16 protein-coding genes and 3 rRNA genes are annotated in these 25,021 nt (G+C 66.8%); 9 read left to right on the plus strand and 10 right to left on the minus strand.

The annotated features are described in order from the left end of the window. Window positions 1-380 precede the first annotated feature (380 nt). From SMD20_RS34145 to rrf, 3 genes are all read left to right on the plus strand, one after another. Window positions 381-1,903, plus strand: a 16S ribosomal RNA gene (locus SMD20_RS34145). A 320-nt stretch (window positions 1,904-2,223) separates the two neighbouring features. Then, window positions 2,224-5,334, plus strand: a 23S ribosomal RNA gene (locus SMD20_RS34150). Window positions 5,335-5,417: 83 nt separating this feature from the next. After that, a 5S ribosomal RNA gene (gene rrf, locus SMD20_RS34155) occupies window positions 5,418-5,534 on the plus strand. The 16S, 23S and 5S rRNA genes sit together here, the layout of an rRNA operon. A gap of 79 nt (window positions 5,535-5,613) precedes the next feature. On the opposite strand, the gene SMD20_RS34160 is transcribed toward rrf, so the two are convergent. Then, complete coding sequence (locus SMD20_RS34160; RefSeq protein WP_329589217.1) at window positions 5,614-6,399, minus strand: bestrophin-like domain; 786 nt, start codon at window positions 6,397-6,399, stop codon at window positions 5,614-5,616. Between the two features lie 50 nt (window positions 6,400-6,449). Then, a complete protein-coding gene (locus SMD20_RS34165) occupies window positions 6,450-7,214 on the minus strand; it encodes a PhzF family phenazine biosynthesis protein (RefSeq protein WP_329589218.1) in 765 nt (254 codons plus the stop codon). Between the two features lie 168 nt (window positions 7,215-7,382). Between SMD20_RS34165 and SMD20_RS34170 the strand changes: the two genes are divergently transcribed. Beyond that, on the plus strand, window positions 7,383-7,766 hold the full coding sequence (locus SMD20_RS34170) for a cell division protein SepF (RefSeq protein ID WP_020546507.1): 384 nt from the start codon (window positions 7,383-7,385) through the stop codon (window positions 7,764-7,766). A gap of 202 nt (window positions 7,767-7,968) precedes the next feature. On the opposite strand, the gene SMD20_RS34175 is transcribed toward SMD20_RS34170, so the two are convergent. The 5 genes from SMD20_RS34175 to SMD20_RS34195 all read right to left on the minus strand — a co-directional run bounded on the left by SMD20_RS34175 (window position 7,969) and on the right by SMD20_RS34195 (window position 15,210). Continuing rightward, window positions 7,969-9,249, minus strand: coding sequence for a hypothetical protein (locus tag SMD20_RS34175; RefSeq protein WP_329589220.1), 1,281 nt, complete (start codon window positions 9,247-9,249; stop codon window positions 7,969-7,971). Window positions 9,250-9,412: 163 nt separating this feature from the next. Next, window positions 9,413-11,140: an arginine--tRNA ligase gene (gene argS / locus SMD20_RS34180; protein ID WP_329589221.1), complete on the minus strand. Its 1,728-nt coding sequence runs from the start codon at window positions 11,138-11,140 to the stop codon at window positions 9,413-9,415. Then, a complete protein-coding gene (locus tag SMD20_RS34185) occupies window positions 11,137-13,449 on the minus strand; it encodes an HAD-IC family P-type ATPase (protein ID WP_329589223.1) in 2,313 nt (770 codons plus the stop codon). The genes argS and SMD20_RS34185 overlap by 4 nt, the downstream gene beginning before the upstream one ends. Window positions 13,450-13,491: 42 nt before the next feature. Beyond that, window positions 13,492-14,511: a phosphate acyltransferase PlsX gene (plsX, locus tag SMD20_RS34190; RefSeq protein WP_329589224.1), complete on the minus strand. Its 1,020-nt coding sequence runs from the start codon at window positions 14,509-14,511 to the stop codon at window positions 13,492-13,494. A gap of 141 nt (window positions 14,512-14,652) precedes the next feature. After that, complete coding sequence (locus SMD20_RS34195) at window positions 14,653-15,210, minus strand: DUF1707 SHOCT-like domain-containing protein (RefSeq protein ID WP_329589226.1); 558 nt, start codon at window positions 15,208-15,210, stop codon at window positions 14,653-14,655. A 178-nt stretch (window positions 15,211-15,388) separates the two neighbouring features. On the opposite strand from SMD20_RS34195, the gene SMD20_RS34200 reads away from it, so the two are divergent. Beyond that, window positions 15,389-16,705: a KamA family radical SAM protein gene (locus SMD20_RS34200; RefSeq protein WP_329589227.1), complete on the plus strand. Its 1,317-nt coding sequence runs from the start codon at window positions 15,389-15,391 to the stop codon at window positions 16,703-16,705. A gap of 382 nt (window positions 16,706-17,087) precedes the next feature. Next, window positions 17,088-18,299, plus strand: coding sequence for a hypothetical protein (locus SMD20_RS34205; RefSeq protein ID WP_329589228.1), 1,212 nt, complete (start codon window positions 17,088-17,090; stop codon window positions 18,297-18,299). 469 nt (window positions 18,300-18,768) lie between these two features. Here the strand turns inward: SMD20_RS34205 and SMD20_RS34210 are convergent, their stop codons facing one another. The 3 genes from SMD20_RS34210 to SMD20_RS34220 all read right to left on the minus strand — a co-directional run bounded on the left by SMD20_RS34210 (window position 18,769) and on the right by SMD20_RS34220 (window position 20,889). Then, window positions 18,769-18,924, minus strand: coding sequence for a hypothetical protein (locus tag SMD20_RS34210; protein WP_329589229.1), 156 nt, complete (start codon window positions 18,922-18,924; stop codon window positions 18,769-18,771). A gap of 179 nt (window positions 18,925-19,103) precedes the next feature. Then, complete coding sequence (locus SMD20_RS34215) at window positions 19,104-19,964, minus strand: ABC transporter ATP-binding protein (RefSeq protein ID WP_329589231.1); 861 nt, start codon at window positions 19,962-19,964, stop codon at window positions 19,104-19,106. Next, on the minus strand, window positions 19,957-20,889 hold the full coding sequence (locus SMD20_RS34220; protein WP_329589233.1) for an ABC transporter permease: 933 nt from the start codon (window positions 20,887-20,889) through the stop codon (window positions 19,957-19,959). Before SMD20_RS34220 ends, SMD20_RS34215 begins: the two co-directional genes overlap by 8 nt. Window positions 20,890-21,498: 609 nt before the next feature. On the opposite strand from SMD20_RS34220, the gene SMD20_RS34225 reads away from it, so the two are divergent. The 3 genes from SMD20_RS34225 (at window position 21,499) to SMD20_RS34235 (ending at window position 25,013) form a co-directional block, all read left to right on the plus strand. After that, window positions 21,499-23,007 (plus strand): peptide ABC transporter substrate-binding protein, encoded by a 1,509-nt coding sequence (locus SMD20_RS34225; RefSeq protein WP_329589235.1) that lies wholly within the window; start codon window positions 21,499-21,501, stop codon window positions 23,005-23,007. A gap of 124 nt (window positions 23,008-23,131) precedes the next feature. Next, window positions 23,132-24,076, plus strand: a complete 945-nt coding sequence (locus SMD20_RS34230; protein ID WP_329589237.1) for an ABC transporter permease — start codon at window positions 23,132-23,134, stop codon at window positions 24,074-24,076. After that, entirely contained in the window at window positions 24,069-25,013 is a 945-nt protein-coding gene (locus SMD20_RS34235) for an ABC transporter permease (RefSeq protein ID WP_329589239.1), read from the plus strand. Before SMD20_RS34230 ends, SMD20_RS34235 begins: the two co-directional genes overlap by 8 nt. Window positions 25,014-25,021: the final 8 nt, after the last annotated feature.

Raw genomic sequence — 25,021 nt, forward strand, 5'->3', positions numbered from 1 at the left:
GTGTGTGTTGTGTCGCCAGTGCCGGTAATCCCTTGAGACTCACCTGTTCGGTGATCGATTCGCTAGGCGGTCGATGGCCTGGTAAGTTAGAGGGGTTGCCCCGGAAACGGGGCGCGGATTAATTCCAGCAGGTCGAGCAAGTCCGGTCAATTTGACAGAGACTTGAACGGCTGAAAGAATTAAGACACAACGAAGACGAAACGAAACGCCTCCGAGGCGGGGCCCGCAAGGGATTCCGGTGAGGAAGTACGCGTCCGTTTCTTGAGAACTCAACAGTGTGTTAAAAGCCAGTGCATGTGCATCACACATGTATGACCCCGTCATTTTTGACGGATTCTTGCTTGGATGATTCATCCGGACAAGCTGTATTACGCAGACATTGTTTGGAGAGTTTGATCCTGGCTCAGGACGAACGCTGGCGGCGTGCTTAACACATGCAAGTCGAGCGGAAAGGCCCTTCGGGGTACTCGAGCGGCGAACGGGTGAGTAACACGTGAGCAACCTGCCCCTGACTCTGGGATAAGCCCGGGAAACTGGGTCTAATACCGGATATGACCGCCTCCGGCATCGGATGGTGGTGGAAAGTTTTTCGGTTGGGGATGGGCTCGCGGCCTATCAGCTTGTTGGTGGGGTAGTGGCCTACCAAGGCGACGACGGGTAGCCGGCCTGAGAGGGCGACCGGCCACACTGGGACTGAGACACGGCCCAGACTCCTACGGGAGGCAGCAGTGGGGAATATTGCGCAATGGGCGGAAGCCTGACGCAGCGACGCCGCGTGGGGGATGACGGCCTTCGGGTTGTAAACCTCTTTCAGCAGGGACGAAGTTGACGTGTACCTGCAGAAGAAGCGCCGGCTAACTACGTGCCAGCAGCCGCGGTAATACGTAGGGCGCAAGCGTTGTCCGGAATTATTGGGCGTAAAGAGCTCGTAGGTGGCTGGTCGCGTCTGCCGTGAAAGCCCGCAGCTTAACTGCGGGTCTGCGGTGGATACGGGCCGGCTAGAGGTAGGTAGGGGCAAGTGGAATTCCTGGTGTAGCGGTGAAATGCGCAGATATCAGGAGGAACACCGGTGGCGAAGGCGGCTTGCTGGGCCTTACCTGACGCTGAGGAGCGAAAGCGTGGGGAGCGAACAGGATTAGATACCCTGGTAGTCCACGCTGTAAACGTTGGGCGCTAGGTGTGGGACCCTTCCACGGGTTCCGTGCCGGAGCTAACGCATTAAGCGCCCCGCCTGGGGAGTACGGCCGCAAGGCTAAAACTCAAAGGAATTGACGGGGGCCCGCACAAGCGGCGGAGCATGTTGCTTAATTCGACGCAACGCGAAGAACCTTACCAAGGTTTGACATCACCCGGACCGCTCCAGAGATGGGGCTTCCCTTTTGGGCTGGGTGACAGGTGGTGCATGGCTGTCGTCAGCTCGTGTCGTGAGATGTTGGGTTAAGTCCCGCAACGAGCGCAACCCTTGCTCCATGTTGCCAGCAACACCTTCGGGTGGTTGGGGACTCATGGGGGACTGCCGGGGTCAACTCGGAGGAAGGTGGGGATGACGTCAAGTCATCATGCCCCTTATGTCTTGGGCTGCAAACATGCTACAATGGCCGGTACAGAGGGTTGCGATACCGTGAGGTGGAGCGAATCCCTAAAAGCCGGTCTCAGTTCGGATTGGGGTCTGCAACTCGACCCCATGAAGTCGGAGTCGCTAGTAATCGCAGATCAGCAATGCTGCGGTGAATACGTTCCCGGGCCTTGTACACACCGCCCGTCACGTCACGAAAGTCGGCAACACCCGAAGCCCGTGGCCCAACCAGCTTGCTGGGGGGAGCGGTCGAAGGTGGGGCTGGCGATTGGGACGAAGTCGTAACAAGGTAGCCGTACCGGAAGGTGCGGCTGGATCACCTCCTTTCTAAGGAGCACTCTCACCCGTCACCACCGAGCGTGTGGTGGGGTGACAGCTCACTAGTGGAGCACTGGCTACTCGACCAGGCCTGGTCGTCTGCGCGCTAGTACCGCCCGTCTTCCTTCGGGGAGAACGGGAGTGGGAACGGGCGTCGAGAAGGCCGGGACTGGTCGGACACACTGTTGGGTCCTGAAGGAACGGGCACATTGGTTGCGCTCGTCTTCTTCGGAGCACAGGGCCACTGAAGCGTCAGAGAAGTCTCTCTGGTGTGGATGTGGTTGCTGTTTGTTGTTTGAGATTTGCATAGTGGACGCGAGCATCTTTGTGGCCAAGTTTTTAAGGGCACACGGTGGATGCCTTGGCATCAGGAGCCGATGAAGGACGTGGGAGGCTGCGTTAAGCCTCGGGGAGTCGCCAACCAGACGTTGATCCGGGGATGTCCGAATGGGGAAACCTAGCACCAGTCATGTGGTGTTGCCTCCGCCTGAATGTATAGGGCGGTTGGTGGTAACGCGGGGAAGTGAAACATCTCAGTACCCGTAGGAAGAGAAAACAAGAGTGATTCCGTGAGTAGTGGTGAGCGAAAGCGGATGAGGCTAAACCGGGCGTGTGTGATAGCCGGCAGGCGTTGCATGTCCGGGGTCGTGGGACCCGCCTGAAGTGGCTGCCGCTGCTTCGAGAAGTTATAAACCTTTGGGGTAGTTGAAAGCTCTGGGAAGGGCTGCCGTAGACCGTGAGAGCCGGGTAGACGAAACCTTGAAGGCTTCTGGAGGGGATCCCAAGTAGCACGGGGCTCGAGGAATCCTGTGTGAATCTGCCAGGACCACCTGGTAAGCCTAAATACTCCCTGATGACCGATAGTGCACGAGTACCGTGAGGGAAAGGTGAAAAGTGCCCCGGTGAGGGGTCGTGAAATAGTACCTGAAACCGTGTGCCTACAAGCCGTAGGAGCTTAGCTGGTCTTCGGATCGGCTGTGATGTGACTGCGTGCCTTTTGAAGAATGAGCCTGCGAGTTATGGTGTGTGGCGAGGTTAACCCGTGTGGGGGAGCCGTAGCGAAAGCGAGTCTGAATAGGGCGTTTGAGTCGCATGCTGTAGACCCGAAGCGGAGTGATCTACGCATGGGCAGGTTGAAGCTCAGGTAAGACTGGGTGGAGGACCGAACCCACCAGGGTTGAAAACCTGGGGGATGATCTGTGTGTAGGGGTGAAAGGCCAATCAAACTCCGTGATAGCTGGTTCTCCCCGAAATGCATTTAGGTGCAGCGTCGCGTGTTTCTTGCCGGAGGTAGAGCACTGGATGGCCGATGGGCCCGACAAGGTTACTGACGTCAGCCAAACTCCGAATGCCGGTAAGTGAGAGCGTGGCAGTGAGACTGCGGGCGATAAGGTTCGTAGTCGAGAGGGAAACAGCCCAGATCACCGACTAAGGCCCCTAAGCGTGTGCTAAGTGGGAAAGGATGTGGAGTCGCAGAGACAACCAGGAGGTTGGCTTAGAAGCAGCCACCCTTGAAAGAGTGCGTAATAGCTCACTGGTCAAGTGATTCTGCGCCGACAATGTAGCGGGGCTCAAGCACACCGCCGAAGTCGTGGCACTGACGAGTCATTGTGCTTGTTGGTGGGTAGGGGAGCGTCGTGCAGCCGGTGAAGCGGCAGAGTGATCTAGTCGTGGAGGCTGTGCGAGTGAGAATGCAGGCATGAGTAGCGAATCGAGGGTGAGAAACCCTCGCGCCGGATGACCAAGGGTTCCTGGGGCAGGCTAATCCGCCCAGGGTAAGTCGGGACCTAAGGCGAGGCCGACAGGCGTAGTCGATGGACAACGGGTTGATATTCCCGTACCCGCTTCAATGCGCCCATACTGAACCTCGTGATGCTAAGAGTCCTTAAGTCGGCCGGCCCTTCGGGGCGGGTGTCAGGCTGAACGCTCGGTCCGATCGGGTAGTAGGTAAGCGATGGGGTGACGCAGGAAGGTAGTCCAGCCCAGGCGATGGTTGTCCTGGGGTAAGCATGTAGGGAGTGAGGTAGGCAAATCCGCCTCGCATTAATCCTGAGATGTGATGCCGAGCCGATTGTGGTGAAGTGGATGATCCTATGCTGCCGAGAAAAGCCTCTAGTGAGTGTTGTGGCGGCCCGTACCCTAAACCGACTCAGGTGGTCAGGTAGAGAATACTAAGGCGATCGGGTGAACTGTGGTTAAGGAACTCGGCAAATTGCCCCCGTAACTTCGGGAGAAGGGGGACCTCTGCTGGTGATGGGCTTTGCGCCTGGAGCTGGTGGGGGTCGCAGTGGCCAGGGGGAAGCGACTGTTTACTAAAAACACAGGTCCGTGCGAAGTCGTAAGACGATGTATACGGACTGACGCCTGCCCGGTGCCGGAACGTTAAGGGGACCGCTTAGTCCGACTTCGGTTGGGCGAAGGTGAGAACTTAAGCGCCGGTAAACGGCGGTGGTAACTATAACCATCCTAAGGTAGCGAAATTCCTTGTCGGGTAAGTTCCGACCTGCACGAATGGCGTAACGACTTCCCCGCTGTCTCAACCACAGACCCGGCGAAATTGCACTACGAGTAAAGATGCTCGTTTCGCGCAGCAGGACGGAAAGACCCCGGGACCTTCACTACAGCTTGACATTGGCGTTTGGAGCGTCTTGTGTAGGATAGGTGGGAGACTGGGAAGCTCGGACGCTAGTTCGGGTGGAGTCATTGGTGAAATACCACTCTGGTCGTTTTGAACGTCTAACTCTGGTCCGTGATCCGGATCGGGGACAGTGTCTGGTGGGTAGTTTAACTGGGGCGGTTGCCTCCTAAAGGGTAACGGAGGCGCCCAAAGGTTCCCTCAGCCTGGTTGGCAATCAGGTGTTGAGTGTAAGTGCACAAGGGAGCTTGACTGTGAGACTGACGGGTCGAGCAGGAGCGAAAGCTGGGACTAGTGATCCGGCATCGGCGTGTGGAAGCGGTGTCGCTCAACGGCTAAAAGGTACCCCGGGGATAACAGGCTGATCTTCCCCAAGAGTCCATATCGACGGGATGGTTTGGCACCTCGATGTCGGCTCGTCGCATCCTGGGGCTGGAGTAGGTCCCAAGGGTTGGGCTGTTCGCCCATTAAAGCGGTACGCGAGCTGGGTTTAGAACGTCGCGAGACAGTTCGGTCCCTATCCGCTGCGCGCGCAGGAGACTTGAAAGGGGCTGTCCCTAGTACGAGAGGACCGGGACGGACGAACCTCTGGTGTGCCAGTTGTATCGCCAGGTGCACGGCTGGTTGGCTACGTTCGGAAGGGATAACCGCTGAAAGCATCTAAGCGGGAAGCTCGCCTTGAGATGAGGTCTCCCACCACGAGAGTGGGTAAGGCTCCCGGTAGACGACCGGGTTGATAGGCCGGAGGTGGAAGCGCGGTAACGTGTGGAGCTGACCGGTACTAATAGGCCGAGGACTTGACCACAAAGCATACTTTCTAGTTTTTGCTCGCGTCCACTAGGCAATTCTGAGACAGCAAACACTGTGTGTTTGTTTGTTTCGGAGGGTTACGGCGGTTATGGCGGGAAGGAAACACCCGGTTACATTCCGAACCCGGAAGTTAAGCTTCTCTGCGCCGATGGTACTGCACTCGGGAGGGTGTGGGAGAGTAGGTCACCGCCGGACAATCTTTATGGAGGGCCCCGACTGGTTCAGTCGGGGCCCTTCTGCATTTCTGCCCCTTCTCTCGCGTGGGAGGGGAGCGCTAGCCGGTGGTCCCCAGAGTGCGGATGCTGGTGAAGCGGGTCAGGGCCTGTTCGAAGGCTTCGGGGCCGATGGCGATGCCGCCGCTGAACGGGAAGTCGAGCTGGTGGACGAGGAACAGCACCAGCCCGACCAGGCCGCCCACGACGGCGGCGACCGTGACGTGGACCTTGCGTACCGGGCTGCCGCAGACGATGGCCGGGAGGAGCACGATGAGGCCGCAGCCGGCCAGGGCCGTCCAGAGGAGCGGTGGGACGCCCGAGTCGGCCATCAGGGCGCGGGCGCGGCGGGCGTCGAGTACGGCCTGGATGCGGCCCATCGCTTGGCTGTAGCGGGTGGAGGCGGCGCCGGTGGCCGGCTCGATGGTCTGGAAGTAGGCGCGCAGCTGCTCGACGTGGCGCCAGGCGCGCGGAGAGAGCGTGTGGTCCTCGGCCATGCGCGGCCACTCCTCGCGGACCACCGTGGTGGCGTAGTCGGTGGCGAGGGCCTGCAGGGTGTGCCGCTGGGTGTCGGGGAGCGAGCGGGAGTACCAGTAGACGTCGGTGAGGTTGCTCGCCTCGGTGGAGGCGGTCTGGTGGGCGGAGTTGACCTGGTTCCAGGCCGCCACCACGACGAGGCCGATGCTGACGGCGAAGAGCGTGCCGACGATTCCGGTCACCACGCTGCTGCCTTCGCGGAAATCGTGACGGAGCGGCGCGGCGATGAACCGGTTGGCGTAAAAGGCGGCGACGCCGGTGACGGCGGCCGCGGCGGCTGCGATGAGCAGGCCGACGATGGCGACGAACAAAGCACCCCACTTTCTGCGCTCTAATGATTACGCAAAGTGAGGTCGCGTCGCTAGACGTGTAGGGTGCCGGACAGCACGGTTACGGCGTTGCCCGCCAGGTGAACGCGGTCTCCGGCATAAGTGACGTGGACGATTCCGCCTCTCTTGGACAATTGCGCGCCGACAAGCGAAGCGCGCCCGAGACGGGCCGACCAGTAGGGGGAGAGCGCGCAGTGGGCCGAACCGGTTACGGGGTCCTCCGGGACACCTACCTTGGGCGCGAAGAAACGGGAGACGAAGTCCGTTTCCGTGCCCCGGGCGGTGACGATGACGCCGCGGGCGTCGACGGCCCCGAGGGCGGTGATGTCGGGGGTCAGGTTCCGTACCGTTTCCTCCGACTCCAGCTCCACCAACAGGTCGAGCTGACTTATCCCGACGCGCACCGGGGTGGCCCCGAGGGCTTTCTCCAGGCCGGTCGGAAGTGTGACGGGGGTCACCTCCTTCGCCGGGAAATCCATGGTGATCCCGCCGCTCGGGAGTCGATTCACGGTGAGCGTGCCGCTGGCCGTCCGGAATTGGATCGGGCCCGTCGCCGTGCCGGTCGAATAGAGGACATGTGCCGTGGCGAGGGTGGCATGACCACAGAGCGTGACCTCTACGGCCGGCGTGAACCAGCGGAGCGAATCCCCGTGAAGGAACGCGGTCTCCGAGAGGTTCATCTCGATGGCTACTCTCTGCATCCAACCATCGGTAACCGGAGAGTCCAGCAGGCAGACGGCGGCCGGATTACCCTGGAAAGCTGTGCTGGTGAAGGCGTCGACGGTGTAGAGGCGCATGGGGGCGATGGTATCTGGGCAGTGGATATCGGGATGCAAGCGGGCTGCAAGCCGTACAAACTGGAATTAGGCCTGGGCGTGTCGCGTGGCGAATGCGGAATCGTCGGTTACCGTCCAATGTGTAGGGACGTGCCGATTACGGTGAGTTCCTGAGGAAAGGACAAGCCGATGGGGGCAGTGCGCAAGGTGGTGAGCTACCTTGGCCTGAGCGGGGTCGATCACTACGACGAGGCCTATGACGACGACGAGCACTACGAGGACGAGTATGTCCCGGCGACCGAGCGGGCAGCTCGGCGGTGGCGCGCGAACGTCGACTCGTCACGCATCGTGATGGTCCAGCCGCTCAAGTACAACGACGCACCGTTGATCGGCCAGCACTTCCGTGACGGCCAGACGGTGATCATGGACGTTTCCGGCATGGCGTTGCCTGAGGCCACCAGAATGGTGGACTTCGCCGCCGGGCTGGCCTTCGGATGCGAGGGGCGGATCGAGCGCATCGCGGAGCGGGTGTTCCTGCTTGCCCCGGCGCATGTGGAGATCGAGACGACATAGTCGGCCGAGGGAGTGCAGTTCGGTTGCCGGGGCGAAGGGCGACCGGACCGGCCGGTGACGGGGCGCTGGGGGCGCCTCGGGCCGGCGACCGGCTTCTTGAACCCGGGTCTGATGTGATCAGGCCCGGGTTCGTGCTGTCGGTGCCGCATCGGAACCCGGCCGAGGAACGCCGTCAGGCAGCCCGCCCGCCCGTCGGGGCGGGTCAGGCGGCGCGGGGGCCGCGGCGGATGAGGCGGAAGAGTTCGCTGGCGTCCTCGGCGGCCTGCTTGGCGCGGGCGTCGGACTCGCGGGCGTAGGCGTGCAGCGCCCACACCGCGCCCTCGGCCAGCTCCCGCAGCTCGCTGACCTGGCCGTCGACGTATTGGGCGTCGGCGTCGACCAGTTTGCGGCGCTGCCAGAGCTGCCAGCCGGCCAGGCCGATCATGGCGACGCCGGCCGCGGCCAGCAGGGGAGTGGTCAGGGCGGCGCCGGCGAGGCAGGCCACTCCGGCCACGATCAGCAGGATCGCCGCCCACGGGCGGGAGCGCGGTATGACACCCTCGGTGACGATGGACTGCTCGGCCACGGCCAGCGAGGCCCGGTCAGGGCCTTCGGGGCGCAGGTGGATGCGGTGCCCGAGGATCGGCACGGTGAGCGTCTCGGGCGGCTCCAGGCTGCTGTCGGTCTCCAGCTCCTCGGCCACCATCCGCAGGATCGGGGCCGCCACGTGCAGCGCGATCGCCGCCAACTGCGGGTCGGCGCCGGGGCGGAGGTCGTCCAGCAGGTAGGACACCAGCGAAGCCATCGGCCCCTCGGGACCGCCGGAGCCGATGAGCGAGCGGAGCACGGTCAGCGGCTCGTTCTCGGCCAGGTGTGTGGCGGGGTTGTCGAGCGGGACGCGGGCGTCAGGGCCGGTCTTGCGGGCCGAGGTGATCTCGGCGCACCGGCCGCGCAGCCGGGCCAGCCGGTCGGCGGCCATGGCGGGGCGGGCCAGCTCGGGGATCTCGGCCATCTCGGGGAAATCGGCCAGCGAGGGCGGCACGACGACCGCGGGCTCGCCGGGGATGAGCGCCTGGATCCACTGCTCGGCGTCGGCGTGCTCCTGGACGGCGAGGGCGTCGAGCTTGCGCAGGACGAAGATCTTGCCGGCGGGGCCGTACGCGCCGCGCGCGGCGGCCAGCCAGAGCGAGCGCTGACCGTGCGTGACCGGCCGGTCGAGGGCCAGCTCGCCGAAGGCGGTGCCCAGCCAGGAGGCGTGGATGCGGCTGCCCTGCCCGGACACGGCGAGTGCCAGGCACAGGAACAGCGCGGTGCGTTGCTGGTCGCGGCTCGCGGCCCGGCTCAGCGGCTCCAGCGAGTCGTCACCGGACAGGAGGGCGACCAGGGCCTCGACGGCCGGGGGCAGCCAGTAGCCGGGGACGTCGCGGAAGGCGACCGGGGTCGCGGGCGGCGCCGCGCCGTCGGCGGCGAGGTGCGCCAGCAGTGCCTCCGCGTAGCGATGCACCTCCGTCGCTGCTTGGGGGCTCGCAGTCAGGTCCGTGCTCAAGGCAGAGAACTCCCCCATTTCGGCCTCAGTTCATGACCGCGTAAAGCCTAACCGTATGGGCGCGCCAACCCGGTGGAGGCGCGCCCACGGTGGAACGGGCGGCTTCGAGCCAACTGCGTGTTTACATGCGCTCGGGGACAGGGACGCCCAGAAGGTCGAGCCCGGTCTCCAGCGTGCGGAGGGTGAGCGCGCACAGCGCGAGCCGGGAGGCCCGCACCTCGGGTGCGACGTCGGTGCGGAGGACCGGGCACTGCTCGTAGAAGGTGCTGAACAGGCTCGCGGTCTCGAACAGGAAGGCGCACAGCCGGTGCGGCTCGGACTGGGTGGCGACCTGCGACACCAGCTCGCCGAACCCCAGCAGGTGCAGGCCCAGCGCGCGCTCGGCGGGCTCGCCGGGCGTGATGGCGCCCTGCGCCTCGGCCGGCTCCATGCCCGCCTTGCGGAAGATGGAGCGGATGCGGGCCGTGGCGTACTGCATGTAGGGGCCGGTGTTGCCGGTGAAGCCGAGCATGCGGTCGAAGTCGAAGACGTATTCGCTGTCGTGACTGACCGACAGGTCGGCGTACTTCACCGCGCCCATGCCGACCGCCCGCGCGATCTCGGCCTGCGTGGCCGCGTCGTAGCCGCGGTCGGCGATGGCCGCCGTGGCCCGTTCGATGGCCTCGTCGAGCAGGTCGTTCAGCTTGACCGACTCGCCGGAGCGGGTCTTGAAGCGGCGGCCGTCCTTGCCGAGCATCATGCCGATCTGGACGTGTTCGGCCGAGACCTCGTCGGGCAGCCAGCCGGCCTGCCGGGCCGCGGCGAACACCATGCGGAAGTGCAGCGCCTGGTCGGCGCCGACGACGTAGAGGATGCGCCCGGCCTTGAGGTCGTGGACGCGGTAGCGGATGGCCGCCATGTCGGTGGTGGCGTAGCCGTAGCCGCCGTCGCTCTTCCTGATGATGAGCGGCAGCGGCTTGTCGTCGGAGCCGGTGAAGCCCGGCGGGAAGACGCAGAGCGCGCCTTCGCTGAGCTCGGCGGTGCCGGACGCCTCCAGGTCGGCGCAGGTGCGCTCCAGCATCGGGTTGTACATGCTCTCGCCGGCGATGTCGGCGTCGGTGAGGGTGACCCCGAGCAGGCTGTAGACCTTGTTGAAGTAGCGGACGGTGGCGTCCATGAAGACGTGCCAGAGCCGCAGCGTGTCGGGGTCGCCGGACTGCAGGGTGGTCACCCGCACCCTGGCGCGCTGCTTGAACGCCTCGTCGCCGTCGAACTTGGCCCGCGCCGCCTGGTAGAACTCGGTGCCCATGCCGGCTTCGAGCTGCTCGACCGCGGCCTCCTCGCCGATGTCGAGCAGGTGCTCGATGAGCATGCCGAACGGCGTGCCCCAGTCGCCCAGGTGGTTCTGCCTGATGACGGTGTTGCCGACGTGCTCGTGCAGGCGGGCCAGCGCGTCGCCGACGATGGTGGTGCGCAGGTGGCCGACGTGCATCTCCTTGGCCGCGTTGGGCGCGGAGTAGTCGATCACCACGGTCTGCGTGGGCGTGGCCGTGCCGACGCCGAGCCGCGGGTCGTCGAGCATGCGCTGGGCCTCGGCGGCGATCCAGCCGTCGTCGAGGGTGATGTTGAGGAAGCCGGGGCCGCTGACCTCGACCGTGCCGGGGAAGTCGGACAGCTCCGCCCTGATCGCCTCGGCGACCTCCCGCGGGGCTCGTCGCAGCCGCTTGGCCAGGCTCATCGCGACGTTCGCCTGGAAGTCGGCGAACTGGGAGGGCCGGATCAGCGGGTCTGCGTCGGCGTGCTCGGCGCCGAACGCGTGCGCCAGCGCCTGCTGGACGCGCTCGGTGAGCACTATCTGCGGGTCGGTCATGTTCTAAGGGTACCGGCGAGCTTGACCGCGACGCTGATCAAAACAGCCGCCCCGAGGCCGACGCCGACGGCGGTCAGGTCGCCTGCGAGATCGCTGGGTTCGAGGGCGAAGAAGTCCCGTACGAAGGGCAGCGACATCGCGATCGCGAACGCCACCGCCATGGCCCCGACCAGGAGCACCCGCCACCAGGTGAGCGGCCTGGCGATGAGGACGAGCACCCACCACGTGGTCATGAAGAGCGTGATCACCGCCGAGGTCTGGTCCTCGATCAGCGTGGAGTCGCCCCTGTGGGCCAGCCAGAACGACACCAGCACCGCGACCGCGCACAGCACCCCGGAGGGCACGGCGAAGCGCAGCACCCGGCGGACGAATCCGGAGCGGGCGCGTTCGAGGGTCGGCGCGAGCGCCAGGAAGAAGGCCGGGATGCCGATGGTGAGGGCGTTGACCAGGGTCGAGTGGCGGGGCGCGAACGGGAACATCACCCCGGCGACGCCCACGGCCAGCGAGAGCGCGATGGCGTAGAAGGTCTTGGTGAGGAAGAGGTTGGAGACCCGCTCGATGTTGGCGAGCACTCGCCGGCCCTCGCCGACGACGTGGGGAAGGGTGGCGAACTTGTTGTCCAGCAGCACCACCTGCGCGACCGCCTTGGTGGCCGGGCTGCCCGCGCCCATGGCGATGCCGAGGTCGGCGTCCTTGAGCGCGAGCACGTCGTTGACGCCGTCGCCGGTCATGGCGACGGTGTGGCCGCGGGCCTGCAGGGCGGTGACGAACTTGCGTTTCTGCTGCGGGGTGACCCGGCCGAAGACGGCGTGCTCGTCCAGCAGCTCGCCCAGCTTCTTCGGGTCGTCGTCGGGGAGGGTGCGGGCGTCGATGAAGCGGTGGCCGTCGGGGATGCCGAGGCCGGTGGCGATGGCGGCGACCGCCTCCGGGTTGTCGCCGGAGATGACCTTGACCGTGACGCCCTGCTTGGCGAAGTAGCGCAGGGTCTCGTCGGCGTCGGGGCGTACGCGCTGTTTGAGGGTGATGAGCGCGACCGGCTCCAGCGTCGCGGTGGAGCCGTCGCCGGGGTCGGGCAGCCGGTCGGCGCGGCAGAGCGCGAGCACGCGCGCGCCGGTGGTGGCGAGCGCGGCGGCGCGGTCGTAGCCGTCGCCGCCCTGCAGCAGGACGTCGGGGGCGCCGAGCACCCAGGCGCCGCGCTCGCCGAAGTCGGTGCCGCTCCACTTGCGCGCCGAGGAGAACGGCACGCTCTCTCCGGCCGTCCAGCCTTCGGCGGGGGTGGCGTAGCGGGCGCGGATGGCCTGGGCGGTGGCGTTGGGCCGGGGGTCGGCGTGGCAGAGGGCGGCCAGGGCGTCGGTCACGGGCTGGTCGTGGCCGAGCGGCAGGACCTCGTCGAGCTCCATGCCGCCGGCGGTGAGGGTGCCGGTCTTGTCCAGGCAGAGCACGTCGACCCGGGCCAGGCCCTCGATCGCGGGCAGCTCCTGGACCAGGCAGCGGCGGCGGCCGAGGCGTACGACGCCGACGGCGAACGCGATCGAGGTCATCAGCACCAGGCCCTCGGGGATCATGGTGACGATGCCGGCGACCGCGCCGGTGATCGCGGTGCCGAAGTCGACGGAGTTGCTGAGCTGGCTGTAGATCAGCAGGGCGCCGATGGGGATGACCAGCCAGGTGATGTACTTGATGAAGTTGGAGACGCCCTCGCGCAGCTCGGAGTGGGCGAGGTGGAACTTGCTGGCCTCCTCGGCGAGCCGTACGGCGTAGGCGTCGGTGCCGACCTTCGTGGCCACGAACGCCCCCGCGCCGGCCACCACGAAGCTGCCCGACAGCACCTGGTCGCCGGGCTTCTTGTGTACGGGGTCGGCCTCGCCGGTCAGCAGGGACTCGTCCACCTCCAGGCCGTCGGAGCGCGTCACGTCGCCGTCCACGAGGAGGCGGTCGCCGGGGGCGAGCAGGATCAGGTCGCCGAGCACGATCTCCCGCGGGTGAATCTCGCGCTCCGCGCCGTCGCGGCGCACGCGTACGGGGGCCTCGTTGATGACCGCGAGCTTGTCGAGTGTGCGCTTGGCCCGCAGCTCCTGGACGATGCCGATGAGCGCGTTGGCCACGATGACCAGGCCGAACAGGCCGTCCTGCCACTCGCCGAAGATCAGGATGAGCGCCCAGAGCACGCCGATGACGAGGTTGAACAGGGTGAAGACGTTCGCCCTGATGATGGCGCTGAACGATCTGCTGGACCGGCGTGGGACGTCGTTGGGCTTCGCCGCTGCGACTTGGGCAGCAGTGAGCCCGTCAAAGGTGAGCCCGACCACATAACCCCCTGTATCTGTGGATCGGTCTCACACCCTACGGGTTCACCAGAGTCTGTGGGAGCGGTGTGATGTCGCTATTCTGTCGCCGATTCGGGTGACGATCCCATTGGCGGACATATCCGCGGCGAGCTGGCAGGCCGCGCTGATCGCCGGCGCCCGCGAGGAGCCGTGGGCGATCACGACGGTGCCGTTCAGCCCGAGCAGCACGGCTCCGCCGTACGCCTCCGCGTCGAGGCGGTTGCGCAGCTCGCGCAGGCGGTTGCGCTGCAGGGCGGCGCCGAGCTTGGCGAGCCTGCTCTCCTCGATGGTGGTGCGCAGCTCGGCGAAGGCGTAGCGGACCGCGCCCTCCATGGTCTTGAGCGCGACGTTGCCGGTGAAGCCGTCGGTGGTGATCACGTCTACCTTGCCGGTGAGCAGGTCGTGGCCCTCGATGTTGCCGGCGAAGTGCAGGCCGGGGGAGCTCTGGAGCAGCTCGTTGGCTCGTTTGACCAGCTTGTTGCCCTTCTCGGGCTCGCTGCCGATGGTCAGCAGGCCGATCTTGGGCTCGGTGGCGCCGTGGGCGAGCTCGGCGTAGGCGGCGCCCAGATGGGCGAACTGCACCAGCATCTCCGGTTTGGCGTCGGCGTTGGCGCCGGCGTCCACCAGCAGGGTCGGGCGGGGGAGCGTGGGGAGGCGGACCGCGATGGCCGGGCGCAGCACGTGCTGCTGCGCCTTGAGCCGCAGCCGGCCGGTGGCGACGACGCCCGCCGTGGAGCCGGCCGACACCACGGCGCAGGCGTCGCCGCGGCGGACGAGGTGGCAGGCCACCGCGATGCTGGAGCGGGGGCGGCGCAGGCTGGCGAGCGCGCCCTCGTTCATGGCGAGGGCCTCCTCGGCGCGGACGATCGGCACCTCTTTGGTGGCGTCGTGGTCGGCGAGCGCCTCGAAGAGCACGCGGGGGGAGCCGACGAGCACGACGGACAGTCCGCGCTCACGGACGGCGTGCACGGCGCCGGCCACGATCTCGTGCGGCGCGTGGTCGCCGCCCATGGCGTCCAGCGCGACGGGCCTGCTGTCGGACAATCGTCACCTCGTACGGCATCTCGCCCGCCGCCACGGCTTGGCCGGCGCGCGGGCTCGGTATGTCCGCATCGAGGGCGAGGCTGCTGCCAGGTTAACCGGCGGGTAAGGGTTGTCGTTCCCCGCGCCGCCGGTCGCAGTCCTTCAGCCGAGGTTCCAGTCGGTCTTCGCGCGGGACACGATGACCTTGGAGAACGCCGATCTTCCCGTGACCCGGATGAGCGGCCCGTCCGCCTGGGAACCGCCGGTCACCAGCCGCTTGCCGAAGACGGAGCCGCCCTCGTCGACGACGTGGGCGTTCTCGGGAACGCGCACGATCATCTTGCTGAACCAGGCGTCCGCCTCCAGGGTGATCTCCCGGCCCGGGAGCACGGCGTCCGTCAGGTCGATGATCAGGGCGCCGAAGCGGGCGGTGAGCCGGGTGTGCCGGGAGGCCACCCAGCGCCCCCGCCGGATGATCTTGCTGAACGTGGAGTGGATGACCTGCCGCTCGACGGCGGCGGGGACTCCCGAGGCGGTCACCTCGGGCAGGTCCCTGGTCAGGGGGACGAGCTCGCCCATCGTGGTCGCCGAGTAGGCGAGGTCCAGACGGTCGGCGTGCTCGACGCTGGTGAGTCGTCCTGTGGCGAGGGCCTCGCTCAGGACCGCGGCCACCTGGTCGCGGTCGGCGTCCGAGGCGCGTATCGCGGATTCATCGGTCACGACATCGGAGTCTATGTCCAATCGCGATATGTCGCGAGTGTTGGTGAAGCTGAAGGAAAACTTGGAGCTTGGCGGAACCAGGGGCGTGAGCATACACGTCTCGGTATTAAGGTCCTTAGACGCGCGAAGAGGTCCTTCGGTTTACGTCCGATCGAACAAAAAAGATGGGAACGGCCTAGTGATCTTGCAACAAACCGGCACGCGGCGCTTCAAGGCGTACACGTCCAAGCATCTCGACGAGCTCCTGCGGCGTGCGGGGCTCGACGACGAGGAACGGCTGAAGGTCCGCGCCGTCGCGACGGTTCTGCCGTTCCGGACGAACGCCTATGTCGTCGACGAACTCATCGATTGGTCGGCCGCGCCCGACGACCCCATGTACCGGCTGGTCTTCCCGCAGGCGGACATGCTTCCCGCCGCGGACGTCGCCAGGCTGGCCGACCTGATCAAGGCGGAGGCACCGAACGCGGAGCTCCAGGCCGAGGCCAACCGCGTGCGCGCGCAGCTCAACCCGCATCCCGCGGGCCAGAAGGAGCTGAACGTCCCGAGGATCGGCGACGAGCCGGTGCCGGGCATGCAGCACAAATATCCCGAGACCGTGCTGGTCTTCCCGAAGCAGGGGCAGACCTGTCACGCGTACTGCACGTACTGCTTCCGGTGGGCGCAGTTTATCGGCGACGCGGACCTGAAGTTCGCCTCCGACGACGTCGACCGGATGGTGGACTACATCCGCCGGCACCCCGAGGTCACCAGCGTCCTCATCACCGGGGGCGACGCGATGATCATGGGGGAGCCGGTCCTCCGGCGCTACCTCGAACCGCTGCTGGAGCTGGAGCAGCTCGAATCCATCAGGATCGGCACCAAGTCGCTCGCCTACTGGCCGCAGCGCTTCACCAGTGATCCCGACGCCGACGACACGCTCCGCCTGTTCGAGCGGGTGACGGCGGCCGGCAAGAACCTCGCGTTCATGGCCCACTTCACGCATCCGCGCGAGCTGGACCCGCCGCAGGTGCAGGCGGCGGTCGAGCGCATCATCGGCACCGGGGCCACGATCCGGACGCAGGCGCCGCTCATCCGCTCCATCAACGACGACCCGGCCGTCTGGTCGTCGATGTGGCGGCGGCAGCTGCGCATGGGGATGGTCCCCTATTACCTGTTCGTCGAGCGCGACACCGGGCCGCAGGACTACTTCGCGGTGCCGCTGGCCCGTGCGTACGAGATCTTCCGTGACGCGTACGCGTCCGTCTCCGGCCTGTGCCGCACGGTGCGCGGCCCGTCGATGTCGGCCACCCCGGGCAAGGTGTGCGTGGACGGCGTCATGGAGGTCGCGGGGCAGCAGGTCTTCGTGCTCCACTTCATCCAGGCGCGCGACCCCTCGCTCGTGGGGCGGCCCTTCTTCGCGCGTTACGACCCGGAGGCGGTCTGGCTGACGGACCTGCGGCCGGCCTTCGACGAGCGTTTCCCGTTCGAACCGGCAGGGGCGCTGCTGCCCTCCTGAGCGGCGGGCGCCGCCGTCGGAAATCACGTCACCCGGCCCGCGACAATTCATTTCGCGTCCCTATTGTTCGCGGGCCGGGAAGGCGTCATATCACTTGACGGCCGTGTTCACAACCGCCTCTGCAATATCGGAAACAACAGCCTCCTATTTCCCGGTTTGTCTTCCCGCTCAACGCTCTCCCCTTACTCGGTAACCGGCCTGCAAACCCCTGTCACATGGGCATTCGGGCGTTCCCGGCCGGTGGTACAACTGCTGCGTAGCTCAGCCGTGACGCACACGCTCAGTGTGGTGCCCATAGCGTGCACGCCGCGGCATACGGGGGTTATCGATTCGCATTTCCACCGCATTCGAGAGCGATCGATCACGAGCCGGGAAGGCAATCATGAATCGAGTAGTCAAGGCGGCGGTAGCCGCTACAGCATTCGGCCTGGCGGCGGCGTTGGCCGCGCCCGCCCAGGCCGAAGCCCAATACGAAACCGCCAGGAACGCGCTCGCCGACGGACCGGGCGGAGGCACCAGCGTCGCCGGCGGCAGCCCTGTCGGAGGTCTTCTGGGCGGGCTGGCGGGCGGCGGTGTCGGCGGGGGACTCCTGGGCGGCCTGGTCGGGGGCAAGTCCAAGTCGGCCGCCGGCGGCCAGGCCCGCCGCGAGCCGAGCGAGGCCGAGAAGGACGCCATCGCCGCCGGCGGGCGGAGGGGGCAGGTCGGCTGGCCCCAGACGCCGAACTCCGCCGAGGACGCCACGAGGAGGGGCCGGCCGCTTCCCGAGCTGTCGCCGATCCGCGGCGGGATCCCGCTCGGCGGCGGCGGTGTGACCGAGTCGCTGCCCGTGGCGTCGGGCGCGCGCCGCGCGGCCGCCCCGGCGGGCGGAGCCGCCCGGCGGATCGAGCGTCAGACCGCGGCGCTGAACGCCACCGGCGCCGAGTACGGGCCGTTCCACCTCGTCACCGGCCTGGCCCAGGACGCCGTGGGCGCGGCGGGCAAGGTGCAGGCCAGCGACATGCTGGACGGCGCCGCCCTGCCGGGCCTGCCCGGACCGTCCGGGGCGACGGGCGGCGGCCTGCCGGTCGGCGGCGTGCACGGGCTCTCCGACCGGACGGTCAGCGGGCTCACCGGCGGCGGCGCGCCGCTGGACTCGCTCGCCGGGCCGGTGACCGGCCTGGCCTCGCTGCCGCTGAGCGCGCTGCCAGGAAGCCCGCTGGGCGCGCTGTCCGGGAGCCCGCTGGGCGCGATCTCCGGCCCGCCGGCGGCCGGGCTGCTGGCCGCGCCCGCGCGTGGCTTCGACTCCCTGCCGGGCGGCGCCTCGCCCGCCGGCCTCGCCCAGGCGGCGCTGCGGGCGCTGCCGTACAAGGGCGAGCAGGCCCCGGTCGTCGGCCGGGCCGCGCCGGTCGGGACTGCGGCGGTGGCCGAGGTCCTGCCCGCCGCCGTGCGGCACGCGACCGTCGAGGAGCTCGCGCCTCTCACGGCCGGCGCCGCGGACGTCGTCGAGGCGAACGGGGCCAAGGCCGTCGCCGGCTACAACGACCTGATGGCCGCTCTCGGATGGACCACCGACGCGCTGACGGGCTCGGTGCGGGACACCTGGAATCGCGGCTAGGAACGCGATGGAGGCGGTGCTGAACGTGGCTCGCCGAGAGCCGGCATGGTGGTTCGCGGGCTCCCTGGGTGCCGATGCCCGGGAACCGGTCGTGCCGGCGGAGGCGGCTTCGTTTCGCCCCCACCCCCAGTGGTCCCCTGACGACGTGTATTCCCCTGGGCCGCAGCAACGGGCCGGGACGTCGTCGCACTGACGCGGCAGATCTCCGGGACGCCCCTCAAGGTGCCGGGCGCTCGAAGAGCTGGCGCGCGTGGGTTACGAGCCTCCCGCGGTGAGCGGGCGGTCTCAGTGACGGGCTCGGGCGGACGCGCCCAGGCCCGGGCTCGGGCAACGCCGTTCTCATGCAGGGCAGCGGCGCCCCCGAGCCCCGCCGCCGGCCCGACCAGGGTCGGCGGCATTCTCATGTCCGGAGCACGTCCGGCTCATGTGAGGGGGTCTGCCGCTCGCCGCGGCGGGGTCTCTCGGTCGGTCAGGGCAGTCGGACGCCCGTGCGACGGGCTATCTGCGCCTGCAGCCTCGCCATCTGCCAGTGCAGCTCCAGGAGCTGCTCGGCGAGCTGCATCCGCGGGATCTCGGTCACGTCTTCGGTGGCCAGGTGGTCGATCGCGGCCGAAAGCTCTCCCATCGCGCGCTCCCACTCCATCACCGGTCCTTGTCCATCACCGGTCCTCGGATCGAATTGACGTTCGAATCCTATCGGAACGCGTGGCCCGGTGTCAGTCTTTCGTCCCTCCCGTCGCGGGCGTTTCGCCCATGGGAAAGCGCCGCGCCCTTCGCGGGGGCACGGCGCTCGGACCTGCGGTCTCAGCCCTTGTTGTAGGCGGCGATGACTTCCTTCGGGTCGCCGTCCATGCGGATCTTGCCCTTGTGCAGCCAGATGACGCGGTTGCAGGTCTCCTCGATGACGCGCAGGTCGTGGGCGACGAGGAAGACGGTGCCGGCCGACTCGCGGATCTGGCGGATGCGCTCCTCGCTCTTCTTGCGGAACTCGCGGTCGCCGGTGGCGAGGGCCTCGTCGATGAGCAGGACGTCGTGGGTCTTGGCCGAGGAGATCGCGAAGCGCAGGCGGGCGCCCATGCCGGACGAGTAGGTGGACATCGGCAGCTGGACGAACTCGTCGATGCCGGAGAAGTCGACGATCTCCTGGTATTTCTCGCGGACCTCGGCCGGCGTCATGCCCATGGCGTAGCAGCCGAGCACGATGTTGCGCTCGCCGGTGAGCTCGCGCATCAGGGCGGCGTTGACGCCCAGCAGCGAGGGCTGGCCGTCGGTGTAGACGGCGCCCTCGTGCGGGGGCAGCAGGCCCGCGATGGCGCGCAGCAGCGTGGACTTGCCCGAGCCGTTGCGGCCCACGATGCCGATGGCGTCGCCGTGGTAGGCCACGAACGTCACGCCCTTGACCGCGTGGACCTCTTTCATCTGCGGGCGGCCCTGGCGCTTGAGAATGCGCGTGAGGGCGTTGACCGCGTTGCCCTTCTCGGAGTCGGAGGCCGCGCCGTAGACGCGGTAGACGATGTGGAGGTCGTCGACGATGACGGTCGGCGTGCCCGTGGGAACGTCGAGTGGCGCCTTGCCCGTGGACTTGGCGGCGGGACGCGCCTTGGCGTCCTTGGGGACGGCGGGCTTGTCGCCCTTCACCTGCTGCAGCTCCTTGGTCTCAGCCACGCCCGTACCTCTCCTCGGCCCGCCAGAAGTACCAGAAGCCGAATCCGAGCGCGAACACCGCCCAGAATACGCAAGACATCCACACCATTGTCGGGGGGTGGTGCCCCACCGCGGTGTTGTGGCTCGTGATCAGGATCTCCCGCATCCACTCGATGTAGGAGGCCGCGGGGTTGAGATACATCACGTCGGCCACCCACTGGGGGAGGCCGGCCGAGCCCACGACCTTGTCCTGGATCGAGAAGAAGACGCCCGAGGCGTAGAGCCAGGTGCGCGTGATGAACGGCAGCAACTGGTTGAGGTCGCGCATCGAGGCGCCGAGGCGGGCCATGACGAGCCCCGCTCCGATGTTGAACATCGTCTGCAGGGCGAGCACCACCGGGATCATGAGCCAGAACCAGGTGGGGAACTCTCCGGTGGCGACCACGAGCACCAGGAGCACGCTCATCGAGATCGCGAGCTGCTGCAGCTCCTGGATCGTGTAGGCCAGCGGCAGCGAGGCGCGCGGGAAGTGCAGGGCCCGGATCATCGACAGGTTGCCGGTGATCGACTTGGCGCCCGCGGTGACCGTGCGCTGGGTGAAGGTGAAGATGAACATCCCGGTCAGCAGGAAGGCCGGGTAGTTCTCGATGTTCTTGCTGCCGCCCAGGATGATGCCGAACATCAGGAAGTAGATGGCGGCGTTGAGCAGGGGGGTCAGCACCTGCCACAGCTGGCCCAGCGCCGAGTTGGAGTACTTCGAGACGTTGCGCGAGGTCGCGTACGTCAGGATGAAGTGTCGCCGCTCCCACAGCTGGCGCACGTAGACAGGGAACCTCGGCCGTGCGATGGCACGGCGAAGCCCGTATCTCTTGGCGAGCTTGGCCAGCGGCTCCCCGCTCCGGCCGCCCGCCTGGGCGTCCGCTACAGCGGATTCCGGCTGGCTCATGGCAAGGACTCTATTGGATCCGGGTCGGTGGGGTGCCTGTCACGCTGGACCGTGACCGGCAGACTGTTGGACGGTGTCTCGGGGCGCCGGGGTTCCAAGCCACCGCCAAGACCTGTTCAACCGTAGCCCAGGAGGGGCGGGCGGTGGTGGCGGAGGCACGAGCAGTCTTCGGCAGGGGGTAATTTTCATCGTCTGTTCAGGTCCAGGTCCAACCGGTACTGGGCTCTTTGTACGATTTACCACAGATCGCACCGATTGTCTGTGACGGTTGATAGGCGGACGTGTGACCGAACTGCAACGCGCCAGAGACTCGCTGGTGGCAAGTAGTAAGGGATAGTCGCGATCGACTGGCAGGGCGTACGGCTGGCTTGACCTGGTCGGCCAAACTCGGGGGGGATACCAGGACTCCCCCGTCAGGCTGCTCACGAACACGCAGCTCAGCGCTGTACGCCCACTGTAGAGGGAGGATTTTTCTTTACCATGCGTGTTACTAAGGGCGCACAGATCGTCGCCGGTACCGCGCTGCTCGCCCTCGCGGTTGCCGCGTGTGGTGGCGGTGCCTCGGAAGGTGGCACTGCCGCGAGCGGTGGCGCAGAAACGCCGGTCCGCATGGAGCTCGGTGAGCCCCAGGAGCTCCTGGTGCCGTCGAACACCACGGAGTCCGAGGGTTCGGAGGTCCTCGCGGCCGTGTTCGAGCCTCTCGTCACCTACGACGAGAACAAGAACGCCGTCGAGGCCGCGGCCGAGTCGATCACCAGCGATGACCAGAAGGTCTGGACGATCAAGCTCAAGTCCGGCTACACGTGGCACAACGGCGAGCCGCTCGTCGCGCAGAACTACGTGGACGCCTGGAACTACGCCGCCAACCAGGAGAACGCCCAGAGCGCCGGCTACTTCTTCGGCCGCGTCGACGGCTTCGCCGACCTCAACCCGGGTGAGGGCAAGGCGGTCACCGCCAAGGGCATGAAGGGCCTGGAGGTCGTGGACGACACGACGTTCAAGGTCACTCTGGCCGCGCCGTTCTCGCAGTTCAAGGTCATGCTCGGCTACACCGCGTTCTACCCGCTGCCCAAGGCCGCCTTCGGCGCCGACGGCAAGGTGACGCAGCAGTTCGGCGAGCAGCCCATCGGCCAGGGCCTGTTCAAGCTGGACAAGCCCTACAAGAAGGGCACCGACCAGAGCATCGACATGACCGTGTACGACAAGTACCCGGGCAAGAAGCCGAGCAACTGGACCAAGCTCCAGTTCAAGCTCTACACCGACTCGGACGTCGCCTTCAACGACCTGATGGCCGACAACCTGGACATCCACGACTCGCTCGGCCCGGCGGCGATCGCTCAGGCCAAGTCCTCCCTCGGTGAGCGTTACCAGGACCAGCCGGACGCCGGCGTCGGTTACATCGGCGTGCCGCTGAAGTACAACGCCGAGCTGGACAAGGCCGACGTCCGCAAGGCCATCTCGATGGCCATCGACCGCAAGACCATCGCCGAGACGGTCTTCTCCGGCACCCGCTCCCCGGCCGACGACTTCATCAACCCGGCCATCGCGGGCTACCGCCAGGGCGCCTGCAAGGCGTGCACGTACAACCCGGCCGAGGCCAAGAAGCTGTACGAGTCCGCCGGCGGCCCCAAGACCCTGGAGATCGGCTACAACGCCGACGGTCCGCACAAGGAGTGGATCGAGGCCGTCGCCAACAACCTCCGCGCCAACCTGGGCATCGACGCCGTCGCGAAGCCCTTCGAGAAGTTCGCCAGCATCCTCGACGAGCTGGACGCCAAGACGTACAAGGGCCTGTTCCGCATGGGCTGGGCCATCGACTACCCGTCGGCCGAGAACTACCTGTCGCCGATCTTCAGCACCGGCGCCATCGCGACCGGCTCGAACTACGGTGGCTACTCGAACAAGAAGTTCGACGAGCTGATCGCCCAGGGCGACCAGGCTCCCTCGGTGGAGGAGGGCCTGAAGTTCTACCAGCAGGCCGACGACATCCTCAACGAGGAACTGCCGTACATCCCGGTGTACTTCTACCGGAACAACTCCGGCTACTCCAAGATGGTCAAGAACGTTCACATCAACCTGCTCAACCAGGTCGAGTGGGCTGACGTCGAGAAGGTCTGACGTTGTTCCCGGGGTGGGCGCGGACGCCGCGCCCACCCCGCAGGGGTAAGCGAGGAGGCGGCTCCCCGGCCGAAAACCCATAGGGTCAGGGGGGTGGCCTTCTTCGCGTGTACGGGAGGCTTATATGGGCCGTTACATCATCAGGCGTCTGCTCCAGTCGATCCCCGTGTTGTTGGGTGCCACCCTGCTCATCTTCGCCATCGTCTTCGCGCTGCCCGGCGATCCCATCGCGGCGCTGGCGGGCGAGAAACGGGCGGATCCCAACATCGTCGCGATCCTGCGCGAGCAGTACCACCTCAATGATCCGCTGTTGCTCCAGTATTGGTACTACATCAGCGGAGTGATTTTCCGGGCGGACTTCGGCGTCACCTTCGCCGACGTGCCCGTTTCGCAGATCATGGCGGGCAAGTTCCAGGTGACGCTCAATCTGGCGATCACCGCGCTCGTCATCGAGGCCCTCATCGGCGTGGGTCTGGGCCTTTGGGCGGCTCTCAAGCGCGGCAAGGCCATCGACACCATGATCCTCGCCTCGACGCTGCTGCTGATCTCGGTGCCGACGCTCGTGTCCGGCTTCGTGCTGCAGTTCCTGCTCGGCGTACGGCTGAAACTGTGGACGGGGCTCGACATCTTCCCCATCGCGGGCATCACCGAGGGCTTCCGCAGCTACCTGCTGCCCGGCTTCGTGCTCGCCGGCGTGTCGATCGCGTACCTGACCCGGCTGACCAGGACCAGCCTGGCCGAGACGCTGCGCGCCGACTACATCAGGACGGCCACCGCCAAGGGCCTGCCCAGGCGGCGGGTCGTCGGCAGGCACGGCCTGCGCAACGCGTTGATCCCGCTCGTCACGTTCCTGGGCGCCGACCTCGGCAACCTCATGGGCGGAGCGGTCATCACCGAGAGAATCTTCAACCTGCCGGGCATCGGCAACCAGCTCTTCATGTCGGTGTACCTCAGGGAACAGCCAGTAGTGGTCGGCATCGTGACCATCCTGGTCCTGATCTACATCTTGGCCAACCTGGCCGTGGACGTGATGTACGCAGTGCTCGACCCGAGGATCCGCTATGAGTGACATTCGACCGGGCGGCCCCGTCATCGCGCCCGAGGAGACCCCCGCACCGAAGCCCCAGAAGAAGGAGAAGGCGGCCAAGCCGGCCAGCCTGTGGTCCGACGCCTGGCACGACCTGCGCCGGCGGCCGATCTTCATCATCTCGCTCTGCATCATCGCGGTGCTGGCGCTGATGGCCCTCTGGCCGTCGCTGTTCAGCTCGGTGGATCCGTTCAACGCCCGCACCTGCGAGCTCGCCACCGCCCGTCAGGGGCCCAGCGCGGGCCATCCGTTCGGCCGCGACAACCTGGGCTGCGACCTGTACGCCCGCACCATCTACGGCGCGGCGAACTCGCTGGTCATCGGCATCAGCACGACCATCTTCGCCGCCCTGATCGGCGGGCTCATGGGCCTGATCGCCGGGTTCTTCGGCGGCGGCGTGGACAGCGTGGCCTCCCGGGTCACCGAGATCTTCTTCGCCATCCCCAGCATCCTGGGCGCGCTGCTCATCGGCTCGACCTTCCGCGACAGCGGATGGGGCATCTGGCTGGTGGTCGCCGCGCTCACCATCCTGGGCTGGCCGATGACGTTCCGGATCATGCGGGCGGCGGTCATCACGGCCAAGTCGCAGGACTTCGTGGTCGCGGCGAGAGCGCTGGGCGCCGGGCCGATCCGGATCATGTTCCGGCATCTGCTGCCCAACGCGCTCGCTCCCGTGATCGTCGTGGCGACGATCAACCTGGGCGGGTTCATCGCGGCCGAGGCCGCGCTGTCCTACCTGGGCGTGGGCGTGCAGCCGCCGGAGATCTCGTGGGGCCTGATGATCGCCGACGCGCAGCGCCGCTTCCTGGAGGCGCCGTTGCCGCTGATCTTCCCGGCGGTCTTCCTGAGCATCACGGTGCTCGCGTTCATCATGCTGGGCGACGCCGTACGCGACGCGCTCGACCCGAAGCTCAGGTAGAAGGGGGG

The sequence above is a fragment of the Nonomuraea sp. LP-02 genome, assembly GCF_036289125.1.
Lineage (GTDB): Bacteria > Actinomycetota > Actinomycetes > Streptosporangiales > Streptosporangiaceae > Nonomuraea > Nonomuraea bangladeshensis.

What these genes read in the sequence shown, in the direction of transcription:
- SMD20_RS34165 (WP_329589218.1), bottom strand. Translation starts at nt 7,214, where the DNA reads ATGCGCCTCTACACCGTCGACGCCTTCACCAGCACAGCTTTCCAGGGT.
- SMD20_RS34170 (WP_020546507.1), top strand. Translation starts at nt 7,383, where the DNA reads ATGGGGGCAGTGCGCAAGGTGGTGAGCTACCTTGGCCTGAGCGGGGTC.
- argS (WP_329589221.1), bottom strand. Translation starts at nt 11,140, where the DNA reads ATGACCGACCCGCAGATAGTGCTCACCGAGCGCGTCCAGCAGGCGCTG.
- SMD20_RS34205 (WP_329589228.1), top strand. Translation starts at nt 17,088, where the DNA reads ATGAATCGAGTAGTCAAGGCGGCGGTAGCCGCTACAGCATTCGGCCTG.
- SMD20_RS34210 (WP_329589229.1), bottom strand. Translation starts at nt 18,924, where the DNA reads ATGGGAGAGCTTTCGGCCGCGATCGACCACCTGGCCACCGAAGACGTG.
- SMD20_RS34220 (WP_329589233.1), bottom strand. Translation starts at nt 20,889, where the DNA reads ATGAGCCAGCCGGAATCCGCTGTAGCGGACGCCCAGGCGGGCGGCCGG.
- SMD20_RS34225 (WP_329589235.1), top strand. Translation starts at nt 21,499, where the DNA reads ATGGAGCTCGGTGAGCCCCAGGAGCTCCTGGTGCCGTCGAACACCACG.
- SMD20_RS34230 (WP_329589237.1), top strand. Translation starts at nt 23,132, where the DNA reads ATGGGCCGTTACATCATCAGGCGTCTGCTCCAGTCGATCCCCGTGTTG.
- SMD20_RS34235 (WP_329589239.1), top strand. Translation starts at nt 24,069, where the DNA reads ATGAGTGACATTCGACCGGGCGGCCCCGTCATCGCGCCCGAGGAGACC.